The organism is Streptomyces sp. CNH189 (assembly GCF_000527195.1).
The window spans coordinates 1-19973 of record NZ_AZUS01000008.1 but is presented as its reverse complement, the minus strand read 5'-3'; the positions used below and the strand labels follow the sequence as shown (position 1 = coordinate 19973).

15 protein-coding genes and 1 pseudogene are annotated in these 19973 nt (G+C 69.6%); 5 read left to right on the top strand and 11 right to left on the bottom strand.

All coding sequences use genetic code 11. The features are described 5' to 3' along the window. Nucleotides 1-181 precede the first annotated feature (181 nt). The 5 genes from B100_RS0112830 (at nt 182) to B100_RS35470 (ending at nt 4382) form a co-directional block, all read left to right on the top strand. The gene (locus tag B100_RS0112830; RefSeq protein WP_024884843.1) at nt 182-625 is read left to right on the top strand and encodes a type II 3-dehydroquinate dehydratase; all 444 of its coding nucleotides are present in this window, start codon (nt 182-184) and stop codon (nt 623-625) included. 227 nt (nt 626-852) lie between these two features. Continuing rightward, nucleotides 853-2211 (top strand): crotonyl-CoA carboxylase/reductase, encoded by a 1359-nt coding sequence (gene ccrA / locus B100_RS0112825; RefSeq protein ID WP_024884842.1) that lies wholly within the window; start codon nt 853-855, stop codon nt 2209-2211. 2 nt (nt 2212-2213) lie between these two features. Then, nucleotides 2214-3251, top strand: coding sequence for a 3-oxoacyl-ACP synthase III family protein (locus B100_RS0112820; protein WP_486585641.1), 1038 nt, complete (start codon nt 2214-2216; stop codon nt 3249-3251). After that, nucleotides 3248-4126, top strand: coding sequence for a 3-hydroxybutyryl-CoA dehydrogenase (locus tag B100_RS0112815; RefSeq protein ID WP_024884840.1), 879 nt, complete (start codon nt 3248-3250; stop codon nt 4124-4126). The genes B100_RS0112820 and B100_RS0112815 overlap by 4 nt, the downstream gene beginning before the upstream one ends. Nucleotides 4127-4211: 85 nt before the next feature. After that, entirely contained in the window at nt 4212-4382 is a 171-nt protein-coding gene (locus B100_RS35470; RefSeq protein ID WP_078540888.1) for an IS3 family transposase, read from the top strand. Between the two features lie 43 nt (nt 4383-4425). On the opposite strand, the gene B100_RS0112805 is transcribed toward B100_RS35470, so the two are convergent. The 11 genes and pseudogenes from B100_RS0112805 to B100_RS0112750 form a co-directional block, all read right to left on the bottom strand. After that, on the bottom strand, nt 4426-4944 hold the full coding sequence (locus B100_RS0112805) for a MarR family transcriptional regulator (protein WP_024884839.1): 519 nt from the start codon (nt 4942-4944) through the stop codon (nt 4426-4428). Between the two features lie 43 nt (nt 4945-4987). After that, a complete protein-coding gene (locus B100_RS0112800; protein WP_024884838.1) occupies nt 4988-5920 on the bottom strand; it encodes an ROK family protein in 933 nt (310 codons plus the stop codon). A gap of 6 nt (nt 5921-5926) precedes the next feature. Further along, entirely contained in the window at nt 5927-6625 is a 699-nt protein-coding gene (locus tag B100_RS0112795; RefSeq protein WP_024884837.1) for an HAD-IA family hydrolase, read from the bottom strand. Continuing rightward, nucleotides 6622-7722: a Gfo/Idh/MocA family protein gene (locus tag B100_RS0112790; RefSeq protein ID WP_024884836.1), complete on the bottom strand. Its 1101-nt coding sequence runs from the start codon at nt 7720-7722 to the stop codon at nt 6622-6624. The genes B100_RS0112795 and B100_RS0112790 overlap by 4 nt, the downstream gene beginning before the upstream one ends. After that, a complete protein-coding gene (gene rifK, locus B100_RS0112785; protein WP_024884835.1) occupies nt 7719-8879 on the bottom strand; it encodes a 3-amino-5-hydroxybenzoate synthase in 1161 nt (386 codons plus the stop codon). Before rifK ends, B100_RS0112790 begins: the two co-directional genes overlap by 4 nt. Nucleotides 8880-9084: 205 nt before the next feature. Next, nucleotides 9085-9918 (bottom strand): shikimate dehydrogenase, encoded by an 834-nt coding sequence (locus tag B100_RS0112775; protein WP_024884834.1) that lies wholly within the window; start codon nt 9916-9918, stop codon nt 9085-9087. Continuing rightward, nucleotides 9915-11321 carry a 3-deoxy-7-phosphoheptulonate synthase gene (locus B100_RS0112770; protein ID WP_024884833.1) on the bottom strand — a complete coding sequence of 469 codons (1407 nt, stop codon included), beginning with the start codon at nt 11319-11321 and terminating at the stop codon, nt 9915-9917. The genes B100_RS0112775 and B100_RS0112770 overlap by 4 nt, the downstream gene beginning before the upstream one ends. Next, nucleotides 11318-12316 carry a 3-dehydroquinate synthase gene (locus B100_RS0112765; RefSeq protein ID WP_199785240.1) on the bottom strand — a complete coding sequence of 333 codons (999 nt, stop codon included), beginning with the start codon at nt 12314-12316 and terminating at the stop codon, nt 11318-11320. Before B100_RS0112765 ends, B100_RS0112770 begins: the two co-directional genes overlap by 4 nt. Nucleotides 12317-12453: 137 nt before the next feature. After that, the gene (locus tag B100_RS0112760; protein ID WP_024884831.1) at nt 12454-13221 is read right to left on the bottom strand and encodes an arylamine N-acetyltransferase; all 768 of its coding nucleotides are present in this window, start codon (nt 13219-13221) and stop codon (nt 12454-12456) included. Between the two features lie 120 nt (nt 13222-13341). Continuing rightward, nucleotides 13342-18639: pseudogene (locus B100_RS0112755) on the bottom strand (type I polyketide synthase); the annotation flags it as partial. Between the two features lie 54 nt (nt 18640-18693). Next, the coding region (locus tag B100_RS0112750; protein WP_158686716.1) for a type I polyketide synthase at nt 18694-19973 on the bottom strand (1280 nt) is incomplete at its 5' end.

Here is a 19973-nt window from a genome sequence, read left to right as displayed (position 1 = left end):
GACCGGTGGGAGGCGCCGGCCCTCGGCGCCGGCATGAACTCGCGGGGTGTCTTCGAGGTGATCGTGGCAATGACAGACCTTCGTCCCGGCGTCTCGGAACGGACATCCTGACAGCCGCCCCCGATGGGACCCCGCACCAAGGACCGGATGCGCTTCGGACCTTTGAACGACGAGGTGACACATGAGCACGATGCTCCTACTGAACGGTCCCAACCTCGGCATCCTGGGCCGTCGCGAGCCCGAGGTCTACGGCACCGACACCCTGGCCGACATCGAGCAGGCGGTCGCCGACGAGGTGAGCGGGCAGGGCTGGAAGGTCCTGTCGATCCAGCGGGAGTCGGAGGGCGATCTGGTGAGCGCTGTTCACGAGCACGGGCCCGACAGCGTCGGCGCCGTGGTCAACCCTGGCGCCCTGATGATCGCCGGCTGGAGCCTGCGGGACGCGCTCGCGAGCTACGAGCACCCGTGGATCGAGGTGCACCTGAGCAACGTGTGGGCGCGGGAGCAGTTCCGGCACGAATCGGTCATCGCCCCGTTGGCCTCCGGTGTCGTGGTGGGCCTCGGCGCGTTCGGCTACCGCCTGGCGGCCCGAGCCCTGCTGCACGTGACCGGCGCGGTCCGATGACCAGGCCGACACCGGACCGGCGCGCCGCCGGCGCGGACATCAGTGTGCCGTGCCGCGTGGTCTCTTTCGCTCAAGACCTGGTCGCCTCGCCCGTGTACGGCCGCGAGCGCGCCGCCCCTCGACGCCCGTAGACGGCGGCAGACGGGTCCTGTACGCGGGTGGGGGCCGAGCCCGACACAGAAGAACCGATCGTTTGACCAGCCTCACACGGCTTGACGAGGAGCCCGATGATGTCACTCTCCGATGCAGTACGTGCCGGTGCCGGCCCGCAGGAACTGGCCGCGGCGGAAGTACCGGCGGAGTTCCTCGCCGCGCACCTGCGGATCGAGGACGAGAAGACCTTCGAGGGGATCGAAGGTGACCGCGACGTGCGCGAGACCCTCCACGTGGGCACGGTGCCGATGCCGGAACTAGCGCCCGACGAGGTGCTGATAGCCGTCATGGCCAGCTCCATCAACTACAACACGATCTGGTCCGCGACCTTCGAACCGCTGTCGACCTTCGGCTTCCTCCAGGCCTACGGGCGCCAGGGTGGCTGGGCGAAGCGGCATGACCAGCCCTTCCACGTCCTCGGCTCGGACGCCGCCGGAGTGATCGTCCGCGCCGGTTCCGGCGTGCGGCGCTGGCGGGTCGGTGACCACGTGCTGGTCAACGCGGCCTGTGTCGAGGACCAGGAGGCGTCCGTCCAGGCCGACGGGATGCTCAGCGAGAACCAGCTCGCCTGGGGCTTCGAGACCAACTATGGCGGCCTCGCCCACTACGCCATCGCCCGGGCCAGCCAGTTGATCCCCAAGCCGGCACACCTGACGTGGGAGGAGGCCGCCTCGGTCCCGGCCTGTGGCGGAACCGCGTACCGCATGCTGGTCAGCGACCGCGGCGCACGGATGAAGCAGGGGGACGTGGTCCTGATCTGGGGCGCGTCCGGCGGACTGGGTGCCTACGCCGTTCAGTTGGTGAAGAACGGCGGCGGCATCGCTGTCGGAGTCGTCGGCTCCGAAGAGAAGGTGCGCGTGGCGCGCGCCCTCGGCTGTGACCTCGTGATCAACCGTGAGGAGTACGACTTCGGCGGTGACGCCGACGACGAGCCGGCGCTCGCGGTGGCGCAGGGAAAGCGGCTGGGCCGGCTCATCCGTGACGGCGTGGGCGAGGATCCGCACATCGTCTTCGACCACGTGGGCAAATCCACCTTCGGTCTCTCGGTGTTCCTCGCGCGGCGCGGAGGCACCGTGGTGACCTGCGGTTCGAGCACCGGCTACGAGCACCGGTTCGACAACCGCTATCTGTGGATGCGGCTCAAGCGCATCATCGGCAGCCACGTGGCGAACCTCCAGGAACAGGTCGACACCGCGCGACTGTTCGACCAGGGTTCGCTGGTGCCCGCGCTGACCTCGCTGTTCCCGCTGGAGGAGGCCGGCGAGGCGACCCGGCTGGTGCAGCTCAACCAGCACATCGGCAAGGTGGGCGTGCTCTGCCTGGCCGACCGTCCGGGCCTGGGTGTGACCGACCCCGAGCGGCGCGCCCGGATCGGCGAAGACCGACTGACCCTGATGCGCGCGTACGCGCACGACAGCGTGCGGGCCGCGTGACCATGGAAATGGCACCGGGGTACGTCACATCCGTGCTGGGGACCGGCTCCTACCTGCCCGAACGGGTGGTGACCAACGAGGAGATCGAGGCCCGGGTACCCGGTGCCTCCGCCGAGTGGATCGCCGTCCGGACCGCCATCGTCGAACGGCGGTACGCGGCACCGGACGAGGCGGCGTCCGACCTCGCCGTCCACGCCGCGCGCGCCGCCTTGGACCAGGCCGGACTGGACGCCGACGGCATCGACTTCATCATCGTCGCCACGACCACCGGTGACGCCCCGATCCCCTCCACCGCGTCACTGGTGCAACTGGCGCTCGGCGCCCGCCGGGCCGCCTGTTTCGACGTCAACATCGCCTGCACCGGATTCGTCACCGCGCTGTCCATCGCCCGGGCGTACGTGGCGCTGGACCCGACGACGAAGGTCCTGGTCATCGGCACCGACGTGTGGACCCGGTTCATCGACTTCGACAACCGGGCGACCAGTGTTCTGTTCGGGGACGGAGCCGGTGCCGCGGTCATCGGCTCCGTCCCGCATGCGCCCGGCGATCCGGAACGCGGCTTGCTCAAGGTCGAGTTGGTGAGCCGGGGCGACGCCCACGAGTTGATCAGCATGCCGGCCGGGGGCAGCCGCCGTCCCGCCTCAGTCGAGACGGTCGCGGACGGTGGCCACCTGCTGAGCATGCAAGGCCGGGGGGTGCGCGACTTCGTCCTGGACAACGTCCCCGGCCTCATCGCCGGGCTGCTCAAGCGCTCCGGCCACGAACCGGCCGACGTCCAGCATTTCGTGCCGCACCAGGCCAATGGCCGACTGGTGGAGGAACTGGCCGGGGCCAGTGGTCTGGTGCGGGCGGACACCCATCTGCCGTTGCGTCACAGCGGCAACATCGGTTCCGCGTCGGTGCCGGTCGCACTCGACGCGGCCAACCGTTCCGGCGTGCTACGGGACGGCGATCTGGTGCTACTGGCGGGCTTCGGCGCGGGTATGGCGGCCGGTGCCGCCCTGCTGCGCTGGACCGCGACCGAGGGTGGGACTCGATGAGTACGACGGTGGAACGACTGGGCGTGATCGGTGGCGGGACGATGGGCGCCGGCATTGCCGAGGTGAGCCTGCGCGCCGGGGTCGACGTGACGGTTCTGGTCTCCGCCCCGCACCGGATCGAGGACACGGTCGGACGGCTGACGGCCGCGTTCGCCCGCGCGGTGGCCAAGGGCCGGATGACGGTGCCGGAACAGGCGGCGGCCATGTCCCGGTTGCGGGTCACCGCCAACGTCGAGGACCTGGCGGACCGGCAGTTCGTCGTGGAGGCCGTGACCGAGAGACTCGATGTGAAACAACGGGTGTTCAAGGCGGTGGACAGGGTGCTGGCCGACCCTGCGGCCGTCCTGGCCTCGACGACCTCCAGCCTGCTGGTCGGCGATCTGGCGGAGGCCACCGGCAGAGCCGGGTCCGTGGTGGGAATGCACTTCTTCAATCCCGTACCGCTGATGCCCCTGGTCGAGGTCGTGGTGACGGACCGCACCTCGCAACAGTGCGCCGCATCGGCCGAATCCTTCGCCAAGGACACCCTCGGCAAGGAGGTGATCCGCACCGCGGACCGAAGCGGGTTCGTGGTCAACGCCCTCCTCGTGCCGTATCTGATGGCGGCGGTCACGATGTACGACCAGGGCATCGCCGACGCCGACGACATCGACCGGGGAATGGTGCTGGGCTGCGGACATCCCATGGGTCCGCTCGCGCTGCTCGACCTGATCGGGATCGACACGATCACCGACGTGGCCCGTTCGATGGCGGAGCACTCCGAGGGCCTGGTCCCCGAACTGCCCCCTTTGCTCACCCGGATGGTCCGGGAAGGCAGACTGGGCCGCAAGACGGGCCGCGGTTTCCACCGGTACGACGAGTCCTCCGGATCCTGACCCGGCGACCGACCCGATCATGGCCCGGCCGGGAACGACCTGACCGACTGATCAGCGGCCCCGGCGTGAGCGGCGCGGAAGGCATCTGATCGAAGCGGTGACGGAGGAGTCCGACGCTTCCGGCGGTGCCCACGGCTCGCCGAAGATCTGGATCCGGCTGGTGAGGCAGGGCCGGCGAGTCTCGGTGAACACCAGCGCGAGGATCATGGCCGAGCTCGGCCTGGTCGCGCGGATGTGTGCAGACGGCCGGGACTGACGCGGCCGGGCAGACAGCCAGCCAGCCGCCCCGGTTTCGGCCCCTAGCGCAGCCAGGGAAGGTCGGCACTCGCTTTGTCCGTCTGGAGTCCATCGGTGACGATCTCCATGATCGCGCCCAGGAACTCCTGCTGCTGGGGAGTAAGCCGGTCGAACAGGGCATGCTGGACGACTGTCGCATAGCTCGGAGCGGTCAGTCTGAGGGCCTCCAGGCCCTCCTCTGTGAGCACCGTGAACTTGCCGCGTTGGCCGGAGGGAGCTTCCTCGCGCCGTACCAAGCCGATCGCCTCCAAGCGTGCGACGGCGTGCGAGAGCCGGGGGCGGGTGATCTTCGCGTGCATCGCCAGCTCCGTCATCTGGAGCCGCTGGTGAGGGGACTCCGCGAGGTTCACCAGGAGCCTGTAATAGCTGTGAGGCATGTTCACAGCACGTTGTAGCTGGCGGTCCATGCGGTCCTCCAGGAGCGTGGTCGCGTTGACGTAGGAGCGCCAGATGCGTTGCTGCTCATCAGTGAGCCATCGGAACGTCGCGGCGGATGAGTATGCCTTCCTCGTGTCCTCCACTTTATGCACGGACTCCTTGAATCTTTATTGAATTCGTGTTGGGTCAGAGCTCGGTCGGTTCGGCTCCGTCGGTGACGGCTCGGGCAAGGAGGACCGCGCCCTGGAGGGAGGAAAGGCCACCCAGGCGCGCCGGAGCGAGCGGTGGGGCAGGGCGGCCTGGACGCGAGAGGGATGTCAGGTGGGTTGCCGTGCGGTCGACCAGGTCGTCGACGCCTGCCGCAAATCCGCCTCCGATCACGGCGAGGCCGGGGTGGAGCAGTTCGGTGACCCCCATGATGGCGGTGGCCAGGGCCCGGCAGGTGCCGTCGATCGCGGCTGTGGCCCACGGACGGCCGGTACGGAGCGCTTCGCGCAGCTCTTCGTAGGTGACCGGCTCGCCGAGGAGCTCGCCGGCCCGGGTCAGAGTGGCCGGCCCCGAAGCTGTCGCCTGGAGGCAGCCCTGGCGGCCGCAGACACACACGGGGCCGCCCAACTCAACGACCACATGGCCCAGTTCGAAGGAGCCGCGGCCCGGGCCGGGGCACAGGCGGCCGCCCAGGACCAGGCCGCCGCCGATGCCGGTACCGACGCCGACGTAGAGCAGATCAGCGCAGTCGCCCGCTTCGGCCTCGGCGAGGGCGGCCACGTCGCCGTCGTCCGCCCATGCGAGGGCCGCTCCGGGCACGAGGGCGCGTAGCGCGGGGCCGAGGGCGAGGCCGGTCCATGACGGTCGGCTGGGCCAGGAGATGACCTGGTCGTCTGGGCCGACCGTGGCGGGGACGGCGACCCCGGCGGCCTGGAAACCCTCGCCTGTGCGGGCCGCCAGGATGCTGATGCCGTACGACAGCAGGGCAAGGTCGCCGTCCGGTCCGCCTTCATGGTGCGGCCAGGAGAACCTGTGCTCCTCGGTACGGCCGTCCGTTGACTCGGCGCGCAGGGCGACCTTTGTGCCCCCTATGTCGATGCCCAGATGCCACGACGGCGGTGAGGCTGTCATTCCGTCTCAGTGACCGGGGACGGCCGGGCAGAGAACGAGTAGGTCGGCGGGGCGTCGAAGGACGATGTCAGGGCCGGCGGCGAGCAGTCCGATCTCGTCGTGGCAGCCCCACAGTGCGGCTACGGCGGTGACGTCGGCGCCCTGGGCGCTGGCCAGGTCGGTGGGCGCGTCGCCGATCATGATGGCCTGGTCCGCGGGAACGTCGAGGAGTTCGAGCGCGCGTCTGACGATGTCAGGGGCGGGCTTGGGCCGGGGCACCTCGTCGGAGCCGATGACGTGGGCGAAGTACGGAAGCAGGCCGAGGACGTCGAGCAGGGAACGGGCGCGCTCGCCGGCCTTGCCGGTGGCGATGGCCAGCTGAAGGCCGCGCTCGTTCAGCGTCCTCAGCACATCGACGACACCGTCGTACACCTGCACCTGGTGGGCGAGCCGGTAGCTCTCACGGACGAAAGGCTCCTCCATCTCCGGCGGAAGGCCCATGATCCGCATGATGTCGGGAAAGTAGCGGCCCTGATGGCGCTGGTACTCCTCGAAGGGCGCCTCACCCGGGCCGACGACCTCGGCGTAGGCGAGGGAGAAGGCCTCGCCCATGACCGCGAAGCTGTCGACGACGACTCCGTCGAGATCGAAGATGACTGCTTGTCCGGAGACCGGGGCGTGCTGTTCGGTGGTCGTTGCCGCGTGGTGTTCCGACCGTGTGGTCATACGGTCCTCACCTCCTCGTGGGGGGTGAATCGGGGCGCGTGGTCCGCAGGTCGAGCGGCACGGGCCGATGCGTAGAAGCTTTCGACCAGCTGGACGGTGTTACGGGCCTGAGCGACGGCCACGCCGCGTCGGCCCGGGTCGGCCAGGAGCCCGGCGAGGCCGTCGAGCTGGCGTCCGTACTCGGTGCCGATCGGCTCGTCGGGCAGCGGGATCTGCTGTGTGGTGCCTTCCCGGGTGAGGGTGAGCACCCGTTCGGGGGCCCGGTTGGGGCTGAAGCCGAAGGTGCAGTGCAGTCGTGCCGTTCCGTTGCTGCCCTCGAGGGTGATGACGGAGGCGTCCAGTGCCTCGTGCGAAGCCCAGCTGGCTTGCAGCGAGACCGAGATGCCGTCCTCGCGGAGCAGGAAGCCTCGGGCGGTGTCCTCGACGTTGCCGGCCGGGACGTCGGTGGGATGTTCCTCGCGCCAGACAGCGGACCAGGCGCCGCTGTTGACGAAGTCGTCGGAGACCGAGCCGATCACTTGGGTGACGGGGGCGGGGCCGAGGAGGTAGGTGAGGACGTCGAGCAGGTGCCAGCCGAGGTCGACGAGGACACCGCCACCGGACTTGCTGCGCTGGGTGAACCAGCCGCCGGGCTGTGGCACGCCGCGTGCCCTGACCCAGCCCAGGGTGACATGGCGGATCCGGCCGAGCTGGGGCAGCAGCCCGGCAAGCGCTTGGACGTCGCCGCGGTGGGCGGCGGCGCTGCCGGCGAGCAGCATCCCGCCGTTCTGTTCGGCCGCGGCGAGGGCGTCGGCCTCGGCGGTGGTCAGGCAGACCGGCTTCTCCAGGAAGACGGAGATCCCCCGGCGGAGCAGGATGGCCGCCACCTCGGCGTGCAGATGGTTGGGTACCGCGACGACGGCGATGTCGACCGTGCGCGGGGAGAGGGCGTCGATGGTGCTGTGGGCGGGCAGGCCCATCGCCACGGCGGCTGCCCGGGAGGCAGGGTCGGGGTCGACGGCGGCGACCACCGCGAAGTCCTGGTGCTCTCTCAGCAGTCTGAGCCACAGCTCGCGGCCTGCCCAGCCGAGGCCGACGACGGCGGCGCGGACCTTCATCGTGCGGCCACCGCGTCGGCGATGATCTCGGCCGTGGTGTGGAGGGCTTCCTCGGAGGCGAGCAGCACCCGGTGGTGCAGCCAGATGCAGTCGGTGCTGATCGCCTCCGTGTGGGGGCAGGTCGCGGCGAGCTTCTCGACGGTGGTGTCGGGCGCGGCCGTCTCCCAGAACGCGTCGGTGCGGTAGATCGCCCGGAAGGCGGCGAAAGCAGGCAGCCCGGACGCGACGAGCGTGTCGACGAGGGCGTTGCGGCCCTCCTCGGAGATACCGGGGATCCGGAACATGGCCATGTAGTGAGAGTTCCGGTCGGCGCGCGCATCGCCCCCCTGGGGTACGACGCCGTCGATCTTGCCGAGCAGCCGGGACAGCAGTGTCCAGCGCTCATCGCGCAGCGTGAGCTGGGCGTCGAGGCGGCTCAGTTGGGCGCGGAGCACGGAGGCAGAGAACTCGTTGAGCCGCATGTTGGTGCCGGCGGTCTGGTGCATGTAGTGGCGGTCGGTGCGCGGCCGGCCACAGCTGTGCCGCAGGAAGGCGGCCTCGTACGTCTCCTCGTCGGGGAAGAGCAGGGCACCACCCTCGCCGGCGGTCATCAGCTTGCCGTTCTGGAAGCTGAAGGTGGCGACCGTGCCCAACTCGCCCACCCGTTTGCCCTGCCATCGGGCACCGTGCGCGTGGGCGGCGTCCTGCAGCACGGGCACGCCGGTGTCCGCGGAGAGCTTGTCGAGCGCGTCCATGTCAGCGATGAGCCCCGCCATGTGCACGGGCATGATCACCCTGGTGCGAGGGGTGACGGCGGCCGCCGCGGCAGCCACGTCGATGTTGTACGTGTCGAGATCGACGTCGACGGGGACGGCGACCGCGCCGAGCCGCTGAGCGGCCTGGGACGAGGAGATGAAAGTGAAGGCCGGCACGATGACCTCCGTGCCCGGACCGACACCCAGACACTGCAGCGCCAGTTCCAGGGCATGGGTGCCGTTGGTGACGGCCAAAGCATGCGCGGCGCCGTGGAAGTCGGCGAACTCACTCTCGAAGGAGTCCACCTCCGACCCGCCCATGCGCCACCACTGGCCCTGCTCCAGGGCCCGGATCAGGCCGGTGCGCTCGCCGTCGCCGTACTGCGGCCAGGAGGGAAACTCTGGTGCCGGTCGTGCGTTCATGTATCTCCAAATCTCCACTTCGGACATTTCTCGGCCGATGGCCGACGCACAGCATGAGGCGGCGGGGCACGCGGCCGACCGCAGGTTCCACGTCGAGGGTCAGACCCAGGAGTGCGACTTTCACGGTAGGCACCGCCTCACCACCCCACATCCCCCGGTCTGGTAGCCGTCTGTCGGGTTGAGGGTCGGCCGGCGGGTGTGTGCGTCAGCCGGTCGTGGGTGCGCTCAGGCCGAAGAACTCGCAGTAGGACTCCACTTGACCGTTCAGCATGTGGATGCCGTGGTGGACGTGGTGGCCGAGGGCGGCGGCCTGCCGCAGCAGGGGGGTCTCATGGGGTTTCATGATGATGTCGCCCACCACCGCCGCGGGCGGGAGACCTTCGGGCGCGAACGGCAGTGGGTCGCCGGGTCGCAGTCCGAGCGGCGTCGCGTTGACCGCGAAGTCACTCTCATCCAAAGGCAGTTCGGCGACGGCGTGAATTCGGCCCGGCCAGTACGTGTCGAGTCGACCGACCAACGTGTCGAGTTTGGGCAGGTCCGGGTCGGTCACGGTGATCCGGTCCGCGCCGGCCGTCAGCAGCGCGCACGCGATGGCGCTGCCCGCCCCGCCGGCCCCGGCGAGCGCGACCCGCTTGCCTCGTACCTCATGCCCGGCGCCGGCGAGGCCGGTCACGAAACCGGAACCGTCGAAGTTCTCAGCGAGCCAACTGCCGTCGGTCTCGCGACGCAGCACATTGGCCGTTCCGGCGATCTGGACGGTACGGCTTTGCCGGTCGGCGAGCCGGGCGGCGTCCGCCTTGTGCGGGACGGTGACGAAGATGCCGTCGAGGTTATCGATCCGCTGCAGGCCACGTACGACCCGCTCCAGATCGGCAGGGTGGACCTTCACCGGCACCAGCACCGCGTCGACGCCCTGTTCGGCGAAGAGCGGGTTGAGCAGGCCGGGAGACTGGACCTGCTCGACCGGGTCGCCGATCACCGCGTACAGGCGGGTGGTGCCGCTGATCGGGACCCGCGGCGGAATGGCGGTGTCGGTCATCGCGGGTTCCCGGGGCTGGCAGAGGTGACCTGCTGGGCAGCCGGCCGGATGGCTTCTGCGAGCAAATCGGTGACGGTGAGGGCAAGTTCCATGGACTGTTCCTCATTCAGGCGAGGGTCGCAGGCGGTACGGTAGCGGGCCGGCAGGTCAGCCTCACCGAGGCCGCGGGCGCCGCCCAGGCACTCGGTGACGTCCTCGCCGGTCGCCTCCAGGTGGAGGCCGCCGGGGTGGGTGCCGAGGGCGCGGTGGACATCGAAGAAGCCGATGATCTCCGCGACGATGTCGTCGAAGTGGCGGGTCTTGCGGCCATCCGGCGTCGTGCGGGAGTTGCCGTGCATCGCGTCGCACTGCCACACCACCTGGTGGCCGGTGGCGGTGACCTTCTCCACGATCGGCGGCAGCACGTCGCGGACCTGGGAGTGGCCCATCCTGCTGATCAGCGTCAGCCGCCCGGGCGTGGCATGGGGGTCGAGTCTGCGGACGTACTCGACGGCTTCTTCCGGGGTTGTGCTGGGGCCGATCTTCACCCCGATGGGGTTGGCGAGCAGTTCGGCGACGGCGAGGTGCGCGTCGCCGAGGCCTCGGGTGCGCTCGCCGATCCAGAGGAAGTGTGCGAGTGGGCTGAGGAGCCGTGGTTCCGGACCGATGGTGAACCCGGCGGTGTGGAGCGGGGCGCATTCGTAGTCGAGCAAGAGCATCTCGTGGCCCACATAGATCTGTTCGCCGCTCGGGCCCGGATCGCGGCCGATCTCTTCGGCGGCGCGGACGAACCGGCCCCCGCCGGGGGTGCCTTGCAGGCACGAGGGGAGGCCGGTGAGCGGGGCCGCCGGCTCCTGTGCGTACGCCCGGCGGGCGAACGTCATCGCGCGAGCCGCGTGCCCGTGGGCGCGCAGCATCCTGTCCGGGTCACACGTGCGTGCGGCAAGGGTGCGTTCGGCGGAGTTGACCATGTCACCCCGGTAGACCGGCAAGCCGTCCGCGTCGACGGACCGTGAGCGCGGCTTCGCGTACTGTCCGGCCATACGGGCGAGGGGAACCACCGGCAGCCCGGAGGCGTGGGCAAGGAGACGCGACATCCGCTTCAGGAGACCGAGGTTGGCTCGCAGGTGCGATTCGGTGGTCTCGGCGAAGGTTTCCGCGCAGTCCCCGCTCTGCAGCAGGAACGCCTCGCCGCGGGCGACCGCCGCGAGCTGCTCGGAGAGCTGTGCCGTCTCGGACTCGGCCACGATCGGGGGCGCGGTGCGCAGCAGTTCCATCACTGCCCGGGCCCGGGCCGGGTCCGGCCACTCGGGCTGCTGCGCCGCGGGTCTGTCCAGGGCCGCGGCGAGGCGGTCCGTGAGGCTCGGCTTCCGCGTGTTCCTGCCCCGGACCCCGCCGTGCGCTGCCTCTGATGTGCGCGTCATGGCAGCGGGGCTCCCGTTCCGTGGAAGCCCGTGGGCTCGACGAGTTGCCCGAGTGGCTGCCGTGGCATGCGCTCCAGAACCTCGGCGACGACCTGTTCGGACACGTCGTGGACCAGCTCCGCTCCCCCGGGCCGATCGAGGACGAAGGCGAGGCCGGTGAGCGCCTTCTTGTCCCGGCGCATCAGGCGGATCAGCTCGGCCGTCTCGATCCCCTCGGGCAGCGCGGTGGGCAGGCCGTAGAACTCGACGACCTCCCGGTGCTCCGCCACTCGCCCGGGACCGATCCGGTCCAGGGCCCCGGCGAGCAGGCCCGCGAAGACCGTGCCGATCGCGACGGCCTCGCCATGCCGGAGCGCGAAACCGCCGGCCACCTCCAGGGCGTGGCCCAGAGTGTGGCCGTAGTTGAGGATGTGTCGCAGGCCGGTGTCCCGCTCGTCGGCTGAGACGATGCCCGCCTTCAGCCTCACACTGGCCGCGATGCGCTCCGCGAGGCCGAGCCCGCGCAGGTCACCGGCACCGATGAAGTGACAGCGGGCGATCTCACCCAGGCCGTTGAGCATCTCACGCCGGGGAAGGGTGGACAGGTAGTCGGTGTCGCACAGTACGGCGGCGGGCTGCCAGTAGGCGCCCACCAGGTTCTTGCCGGAGGGCAGGTTGACCGCCGTCTTGCCGCCGACACTCGCGTCGACCTGGGCCAGCAGCGTGGTCGGCAGATGCACCACCGGGACGCCCCGGTGGTACAGGGCGGCGGCCAGGCCGACGACATCGGTGGTGGTGCCGCCCCCGCAGGAGACGACCGCGTCGTTGCGTGTGAGGCCGAAGCGTACGAACTCCGCGCACAGGGCCTCCACGGTGGCGAGGTTCTTGTCCGGCTCACCGTCCCGAGCGGGCAGCAGCACGGACTCCACTCCCGTGTCAGGCACCCATTCCGCGGGCCGGGCCGACACGACCGCGACCCGCCGGGCGCCGAGGCCCTGGATCACTTCGGTCAGCATGGCACGCACCCCAGGGCCGATCAGCACATCGTAGGAACGTTCGCCGATGCAGACCGGTATCTGTTCTCTCACTCCGCCTCACTTCGTCCTGTGGAAGCCGGTGACACGCCGGGGCGGCCACCCACCCCGCCAGGCGCTCAGCCCCAGTAGGTGCTGACGATCTTTTCGAGCTCGTTCTCGTCCCGGATGAGACGAAGCCGCTCCTGGCCGTCCTCAACGGATATGAAGAGGTTCGCGGTGAGCGTGACCTGCCCGCTGTCGATGACCCGCCGACGGCGCCGCGGGTGCGACTCCAGCTCTTCCAGCGGCAGGGCGTCGCGCCAGCGGGCCCAGTCCGCGGTGGTACGTGTCTGCGGCAGGAAGCGATAGGAGTCGCGCCAGTCCTTGGCGCGGGTCTTGTACTCAAGGAAGTAGTGCTGCTCCCGACGGGTCAGCCGGAACTCGATGCCGTCCTGGACCACGGTCTCTCCGGAGAACGGCAGCGGCTCCACGATGGAGATGCCGGCGTGCCCGGCGTCGGCCAGCCAGTCCTCGCCGTCGATGGTGACGCGCATGACCATGTGCTCGATGTCAGGGCCCCACACTCCCCCCGGCAGGACGGTCGCTGCGGCCAGCACCTGCACCTCGAAGCCCAACTCGACGAGGAGCCGATGGAACATGAAGTTCAGTTCGACGCAGATGCCGCCCCGGCCGCTGAGCACGATCGTCTCGAAGGCCGCGTCAAGGTCGAACTGCTCCTCAGCCAGGCCGAGGGCGTCACCACTGTTGTTCAGGTCCAGGGCGTAACCACTGTCGTAGGGGATCCGCATCTGGTGCTCGCGGTGGATCCTCCGCAGGGTCGCCAGGCTCGCGTCGGGCGTTCCCGAGAAGCCGAGGTGCTCCAGATACTTGTCCTTGTCGAACATGCTGTATCTCCTTGAGTGTTCGTCGTCGGCGAGTGCCGGGAGGGGGTTGGTCGGTGACCGGTGCGCCGGTCCCGTCATCCGCACGTCACTGATGGAAGTTCCGGCAGGGAGACGAGTCGGTCATTGGTCTCCGCGCACCGTGCGTGAAGCGTCCGGCGAGCCCACGTGGGGTTCGAGGCGTTCCAGCAGCTCCTCGGCGGCCAGTTCCGCGGTGGGGAACTCGAAGGCGAAGGTGGCCGGGATACGGACGCCGGTGAGCGCCGACAGCCGGTTCCTGAATTCGATGGCGGTCAGAGAGTCGAAACCGATGTCGAAGAAGGAAAGGTCCGGTCCTATTTCGTCCGCGGACACGTAGCCGAGGATCGTGACGACCTCGCGCCGGACCAGGTCGACCAGGATCTTCACTCGCTGGTCCGGGGACGCCTGGGCCAGCCGGTCCGCCAGCTTGTCGGCCCCGGTCGCCCCCTCACGGGCGGGCCGCCGACTGACGCGGATGAGGCCGCGCAGCAGCGGGGGGACGGAGGCGGAGTCGGCCTGGTCCCATATCGCGTCGAGTTCGATCTTCGCCAGGACCTGAACAGCGTCACGGTCCAGCAGCGCGAGGTCGAACAGCTCCATGCCCTCTTGCGTCGTGAGTTCGGCGCTGTTCCAGCGGTCGAAACGCTTCAGGTCGTCCTCAGCGAGGTTGTCCAGCATGCCCGACCCCTGCCCCCACCATCCCCACACGAATGAGGTCGCCGGCAATCCGGACGCACGACGGCGTACGGCCAGCGCGTCGAGGTAGGAATTCGCGGCAGCGTAGTTGCCCTGACCCGCTGAACCGAAGATCCCCGAAAGCGAGGAGTACAGGACGAAGGCCGCGAGGTCGAGATCGCGCGTGAGTTCATCCAGAATCTGCGCCGCATCGGCCTTCGGACGGAACACCGCGTCGAGCTGTTCGGGCGTCAGGGACGTCACCACACCGTCATCCAGCGCGCCGGCCGTGTGGATCACACCGGTAAGGGGGGCGTCCTCGGGAACCGAGGCCAGAAGCGCGACCATGGAGTCTCGATCGGTCACGTCGCACGCCACGACTCGGACGAGCGCGCCGAGCTCGTTGAGTTCGGCTTCCAAGTCGGCCGCGCCCGGTGCGTCCGGCCCCCTCCGGCTGACCAGGACGAGGTTTCTGATCTTGTGCTGGGAAACCAGGTGCCTGGCCGCCAGCCGACCCAGCCGGCCCGTGCCGCCGGTGATCAGGACCGTGCCCTCGGGGTCGAGCGGACGGCCATGGGCATCGGCGGGGGCGGCCCTGACGAGCCTCGGCACCGTTACCGCGCCTCCGCGAAGTGCCGCCTGAGGTTGCCCGGACGCTAGGACATCGGGCAGGCGCCGGGCCGACGCCTCCGTCCCGTCCGTGTCGACCAGGATGATGCGGCCCGGGTTCTCGGACTGTGCTGAACGCAGCAAGCCGGCAGCCGTTGCAACGGCCGGATCGGGAGCCGGGTCCCCGTCCTGGACGGCCGCACCGACCTGTGTGAGAGCGACGAGAGGAGTGTCCTGGAAGGCGGGTTCCGCGAGCCACGCCTGGACGACCTCCAGTACTCGCCCGGTGAGGTCCCGGACGGCGGCGGGGTCCGTACGTCCGTCGCCGGCCACATCGAGAAGGAACATGCCAGGGGGCGTTCCGGCCACGGCACGAACCTCCTCGGCAGTTGTCACGGGTACGACGTTCAGCTCGTCCCGCACGCTCCTGACGGAGACGGGCTCCCAGGCCACACGGAACATCTGCTCCTTGGCCGCACCCGAGCCCACACGCAGCAGTTCCGGGACCACCGGTCGCAAGACCATCGAGTCGACGGCAGCCACCGGTGCGCCGAAGGCGTCGGCCAGGCGCAAGCGGATCGTGTCGTGCGCGAGCGGTGTGAGGTGAACCCGCAGCGTGGAGGTTCCGACGGAGTGCAGTCTGACCTCGCGCCAGACGAACGGCAGAGCCAGCTTCGGGCTCTCACCGGCCATACCGCTGCTGAAGGCACAGGCGTGCATGGCCGCGTCCAGGAGGGCCGGGTGCAGCCCGTAGTCGTCGCCCTTGCCTGCCGCCTCGGGCAGTGAGACCTCGGCGAACACCTCATCGCCACGCGTCCACGCCCCGCGCAGGCCCCGAAACGCCGGACCGTAGCCGTATCCCGCCTCTGCCATGCCGTCGTACGCGGACGCGACTACGTCCGGGGCGACGGCGGTGGCGCCGGACGGCGGCCACTCGGTGAGGTCGAAATCGGCCCCGCCCTCCTCTGGCACCAGGCGTCCGGAGGCATGACGGGTCCAGCTCCCACGTGGACCGGCTTCCTCCCAGCGGGAGTGAACCTGAACGGTGCGGTGGCGGGATTCGTCGGGCTCCCCCACCCACACACGTACCTGGACGCCGCCGCTCTCGGGCAGCAGCAGGGGGCGCTCGATGACCAGTTCACCGACCAGACCGCACCCGATCTCGTCGCCGGCGCGGACCGCGAGCTCCACGAAGGCCGCTCCGGGCACGAGGACGATTCCGGCGGCAGCGTGGTCGGCGAGCCAGGGGTGCGTGCGCAGCGACAGCCGGGAAGTGAACAGCACGCCGTCCGAGCCGGGGATCGCGGTGACCGCGCCGAGCAGGGGATGGTCCGCCGCATCAAGACCGAGGCCTGGCGCGTCCCCATCGGGGTCCGCCGGGTCCAACCAGTAGCGCTGGCGCTGAAAGGCGTACGTCGGCAGATCTACGGGCCGCTCCGTACCGCGGCCGAGGACGGCCTCCCAGCTGACCTGAACGCCGTGGGTGTGGAGGTGGGCCAGCGAGGCGAGGAACCTGCGCGGGCCGCCCTCGTCGCGGTGCAGCGACCCGGTGACGACGGCCGGTGCCTGGAGCTCCTCCAGCACGTCCTGGACGCCGGCCGCCAGCACAGGATGCGAGCTGACCTCGATGAACACTCCGTGCCCATCAGCGGCCAGGGACCGAATGGCCGGGTCGAACTGCACGGTCTGCCGCAGGTTGCGATACCAGTACTCAACGTCCAGCTCCGTTGTGTCCTGGAGTCGCCCGGTCACCGTGGAGTACAGCGGCACGCGCGAGGGCCCGCCGGAGACCGCGGCAAATGCCTCAAGGAAGGAGTCGCGCAGCACCTCCATCTGTGAGGAGTGTCCGGCGGCGTTGGCCCCGTGAATCCTGCGGGCGTGGATGCCCTCGGTCCTGCACCGGGCGAGCAGCTCCTCCAGGGCGGGCAGTTCACCGGACACGACCACTGACGAGGGTCCGTTGACTGCGGCGATCTCCAGGCCCGGCAACTCCTCGACCAGCACGGAGACGGCCTTGACACTGGCAACGAGGGACGCCATGCCTCCATGTCCCGACAACTCGGCGCGGATGGCCCTGGCACGGTGCACCACGAGGCGGGCGGCGTCCGGAAGGGGCAGCGCACCGGCGAAGCAGGCAGCGGCGATCTCACCCTGGGAATGACCCACGACCGCATCCGGGACGACCCCGCACGCTTCCCACAGCGCGGCGAGCGACAGCATCAGTGCCCACGAAACCGGCTGCACGACGTCGAGGTCGTCAAGGGACGGGGTGCCCTGCACCTGCCGTACCACATCGAGCAACGACCAGCCGGTCAGCGGGTCGAGCGCCTCGGCGCACTCGGCCATGCGGGTTGCGAACACGGGCGACGTCTCAAGCAGTTCCCTTCCCATGCCCGCCCAGTGGCTGCCCTGGCCGGGGAACACGAAGACGGTCCCGCCCACTACGCTCGCGGCCGTTCCCTTGACGACACCGGTCGCGGACTCGCCGCCGGCCACGGCGTCCAGTGCGGTCAGCGCCTCTTCCCGGCCCCCGGCGAGCACGATCGCACGGTCGGGGAGAAGCCCCCGGCTCTGCACCAGCGAGCGGCCGACCTCAAGCAGGTCCAGCTCCTGGCGTTGCCTCAGGAACGCACCGAGGCGCCGGGCCTGGCCGGCGAGACCCGCCTCGCCACGGGCCGAGAGGACCAGTGGCACAACCGAGTCGCCCAGCACGCGCGCCTTCTCGTCGGACGCGTTCACGGATGTCGGCTCGGGCGCCTGCTCCAGGATGACGTGCGCGTTGGTGCCGCTGGCACCGAAGCCGGAGACCCCCGCGCGACGAGGACGGCCGGTCTCGGGCCACTGGTGCGCCTCGGTCAGCAACTCGACCGCTCCAGCGGACCAGTCGACCTGAGGCGTGGGCTCGTCCACGTTCAACGTCTTCGGCAGCACACCATGCCGCATGGCCATCACCATCTTGATCACACCAGCGACGCCTGCCGCATGGCCCGCGTGTCCGATGTTCGACTTCACCGAACCGAGCCACAGCGGCAAGTCGGGGTCACGGCGCTGACCATAGGTGGCGAGCAGGGCCTGTGCCTCGATCGGGTCGCCCAGGGGGGTTCCGGTGCCGTGCGCCTCGACGACATCGACATCGGCGGACGACAGACCAGCGGCAACGAGTGCCTGGCGGATCACCCTCTGCTGCGAGGGCCCGTTCGGCGCGGTGAGTCCGTTGGACGCGCCATCCTGGTTCACCGCGGTGGCCCGTACGACGCCGAGAATCTCATGTCCGTCACGGATGGCATCGGAAACCCGCTCCACCAGCAGGACGCCCACGCCCTCGGCGCTGTTCGTTCCATCCGCGGATGCCGCGAACGCCTTGCACCGGCCGTCCTTCGCAAGACTCCGCATACGCGAGGCCAACACGATGCCGGCGGGAGTGGTCATCAGGCTGGAGCCTCCGGCCAGCGCCAACGACGACTCGCCCGAACGCAGGGACTGAACTGCCATGTGCAGGGCTACCAGGGACGACGAGCAGGCCGTGTCTATCGTGACCGCGGGCCCCTCGAACCCGAGAGTGTAGGAAACCCGTCCCGACAGGACGCTCTCCAAGCCGCCCGTCATCAGGTAGCCCTCAAGCTCGTCGGGGACGCTGTGGAAACCGGAGGCGTAATCGTGCCCGCCCATGCCGGCGAACACGCCGACGTTCTTGCCACGCAGAGCAGCCGGGTCTATGCCCGCCCGTTCGATCGCCTCCCATGACGTCTCCAGCATGAGACGCTGCTGCGGGTCCATGACCACCGTCTCGCTTTGTGATATCCCGAAGAATCCGGCGTCGAACTCGCCCGCGTCGTGCAGGAACCCGCCTTCCCGTACATAAGTCGTCCCGGCGCGATCGAGCTCCGGGTCGTACAGATTCTCCAGATCCCAGCCCCGGTCGGTGGGGAAAGGGCCGACTGCGGAACGACCATCGGCGATCAACTCCCACAACTCTTCAGGTGTCGACACACCACCAGGGAACCGGCACGCCATGCCCACGATGGCGATCGGTTCAGTGAAGCTGTCGCGGATCTTCTTGTTCTCGCTCTCCAGCCGCTCGTTCTCGATCAGTGAAGCCCGCAGCGCTTCGACAAGCTTTTCCTCTGAGCTGGTCATTCCCTGTCTCCGTTCGTTCCGGTCGCTCGTCCGCTACTGCTTGCCGGCTTTCCTCATCGCGCGCTCCACCAGGTCGTCGACATCCATCTGCTCGATCAGCCGCCTACCGTCCTGCTTCGGTTCGGCGGTGTCCTGCGCTGTGGCACTTTCACCACCGGGACTCGCCACCAGTTGCAGGAGCTTCTCCATGAGCCCGAGTTCCTGGAACCGGGACAGAGGCGTGGAGACCAGAACCCTCCGGATCTCGTCCTCTCGACCCGCCAACTCGCCGACGTCCTCGGGGCACAGTTCCGCCAGCAGACGGCGCATCAGGCTCCGGGGGGTGGGATGGTCGAAGACGATCGTGGCAGGGAGGCGGGTCCCTACGAGTCCCGTGAGCCGGTTGCGGAGTTCAACGGCCAACATCGAGTCGAAGCCGACCTCCCGGAAAGCCCGGTCGGGGTCGACCTTGCCGGGTGTCGAATGGCCCAGGACCGCAGCGACTTCGCGCCGGACCAGATCCAGCAGCATCTGCTCTCGCTGGACCGGGAGCATGGCGGACAGCTGTTCCGCGAGGCCGCCCCCACGGGAGGCCAGGTGCCGAGCGGTGCGGCGGCCGGCACGTACGAGGCTCCGCAGCAGTACGGGTACGGGTTCGGGTTCGGACGCGGCTTGGGCGCGCAGCGCGGCGTAGTCAGGCTTTGCCGCCAGAAGCACCGCGTCGTCCGACTGCAGCGCCGCGTCGAACAGCTCCAGACCCTCCTGGCTGGAGTGTGCCACCAGGCCCTGCGGGGCCGTCCTCCGCTGATTGGGCATGCCCAGGTTCCCGCTGGTGCCGGTCTGGTCCCACACTCCCCATGCGAGGGATGTGGCGGGCAGGCCGGAGTGGCGGCGGTGGAGGGCGAGGGCGTCCAGGCAGGCGTTGGCGGCGGCGTAGTTGCCCTGGCCAGGGTTGCCCAGCACTCCGGCGGCGGAGGAGAAGAGGACGAACGCCGCAAGGTCGATGTCCCGGGTCAGTTCGTGCAGGTGCAACGCCGCATCAAGTTTCGGCCGCAGGACGGTGTCGAAACGCTCCGGCGTCAGGGCGGTGATCACGCCGTCGTCGAGAACTCCGGCGGTATGAACGATGGCGGTGAGCGGGTGTGCGTCCGGTACGGCGGCCAGGAGCGCGGCGAGCGCGTCCCGGTCAGCGGTGTCGCACGCGACGATGGTGACGGTCGCGCCCAGGCCGGTCAGCTCCTCGTGCAGTGCCGCCGCACCTTCGGCGTCCGGTCCGCTCCGGCTGGCCAGCAGCACGTGCCGTACACCGTGTCCGGTCACCAAATGCCGGGCGA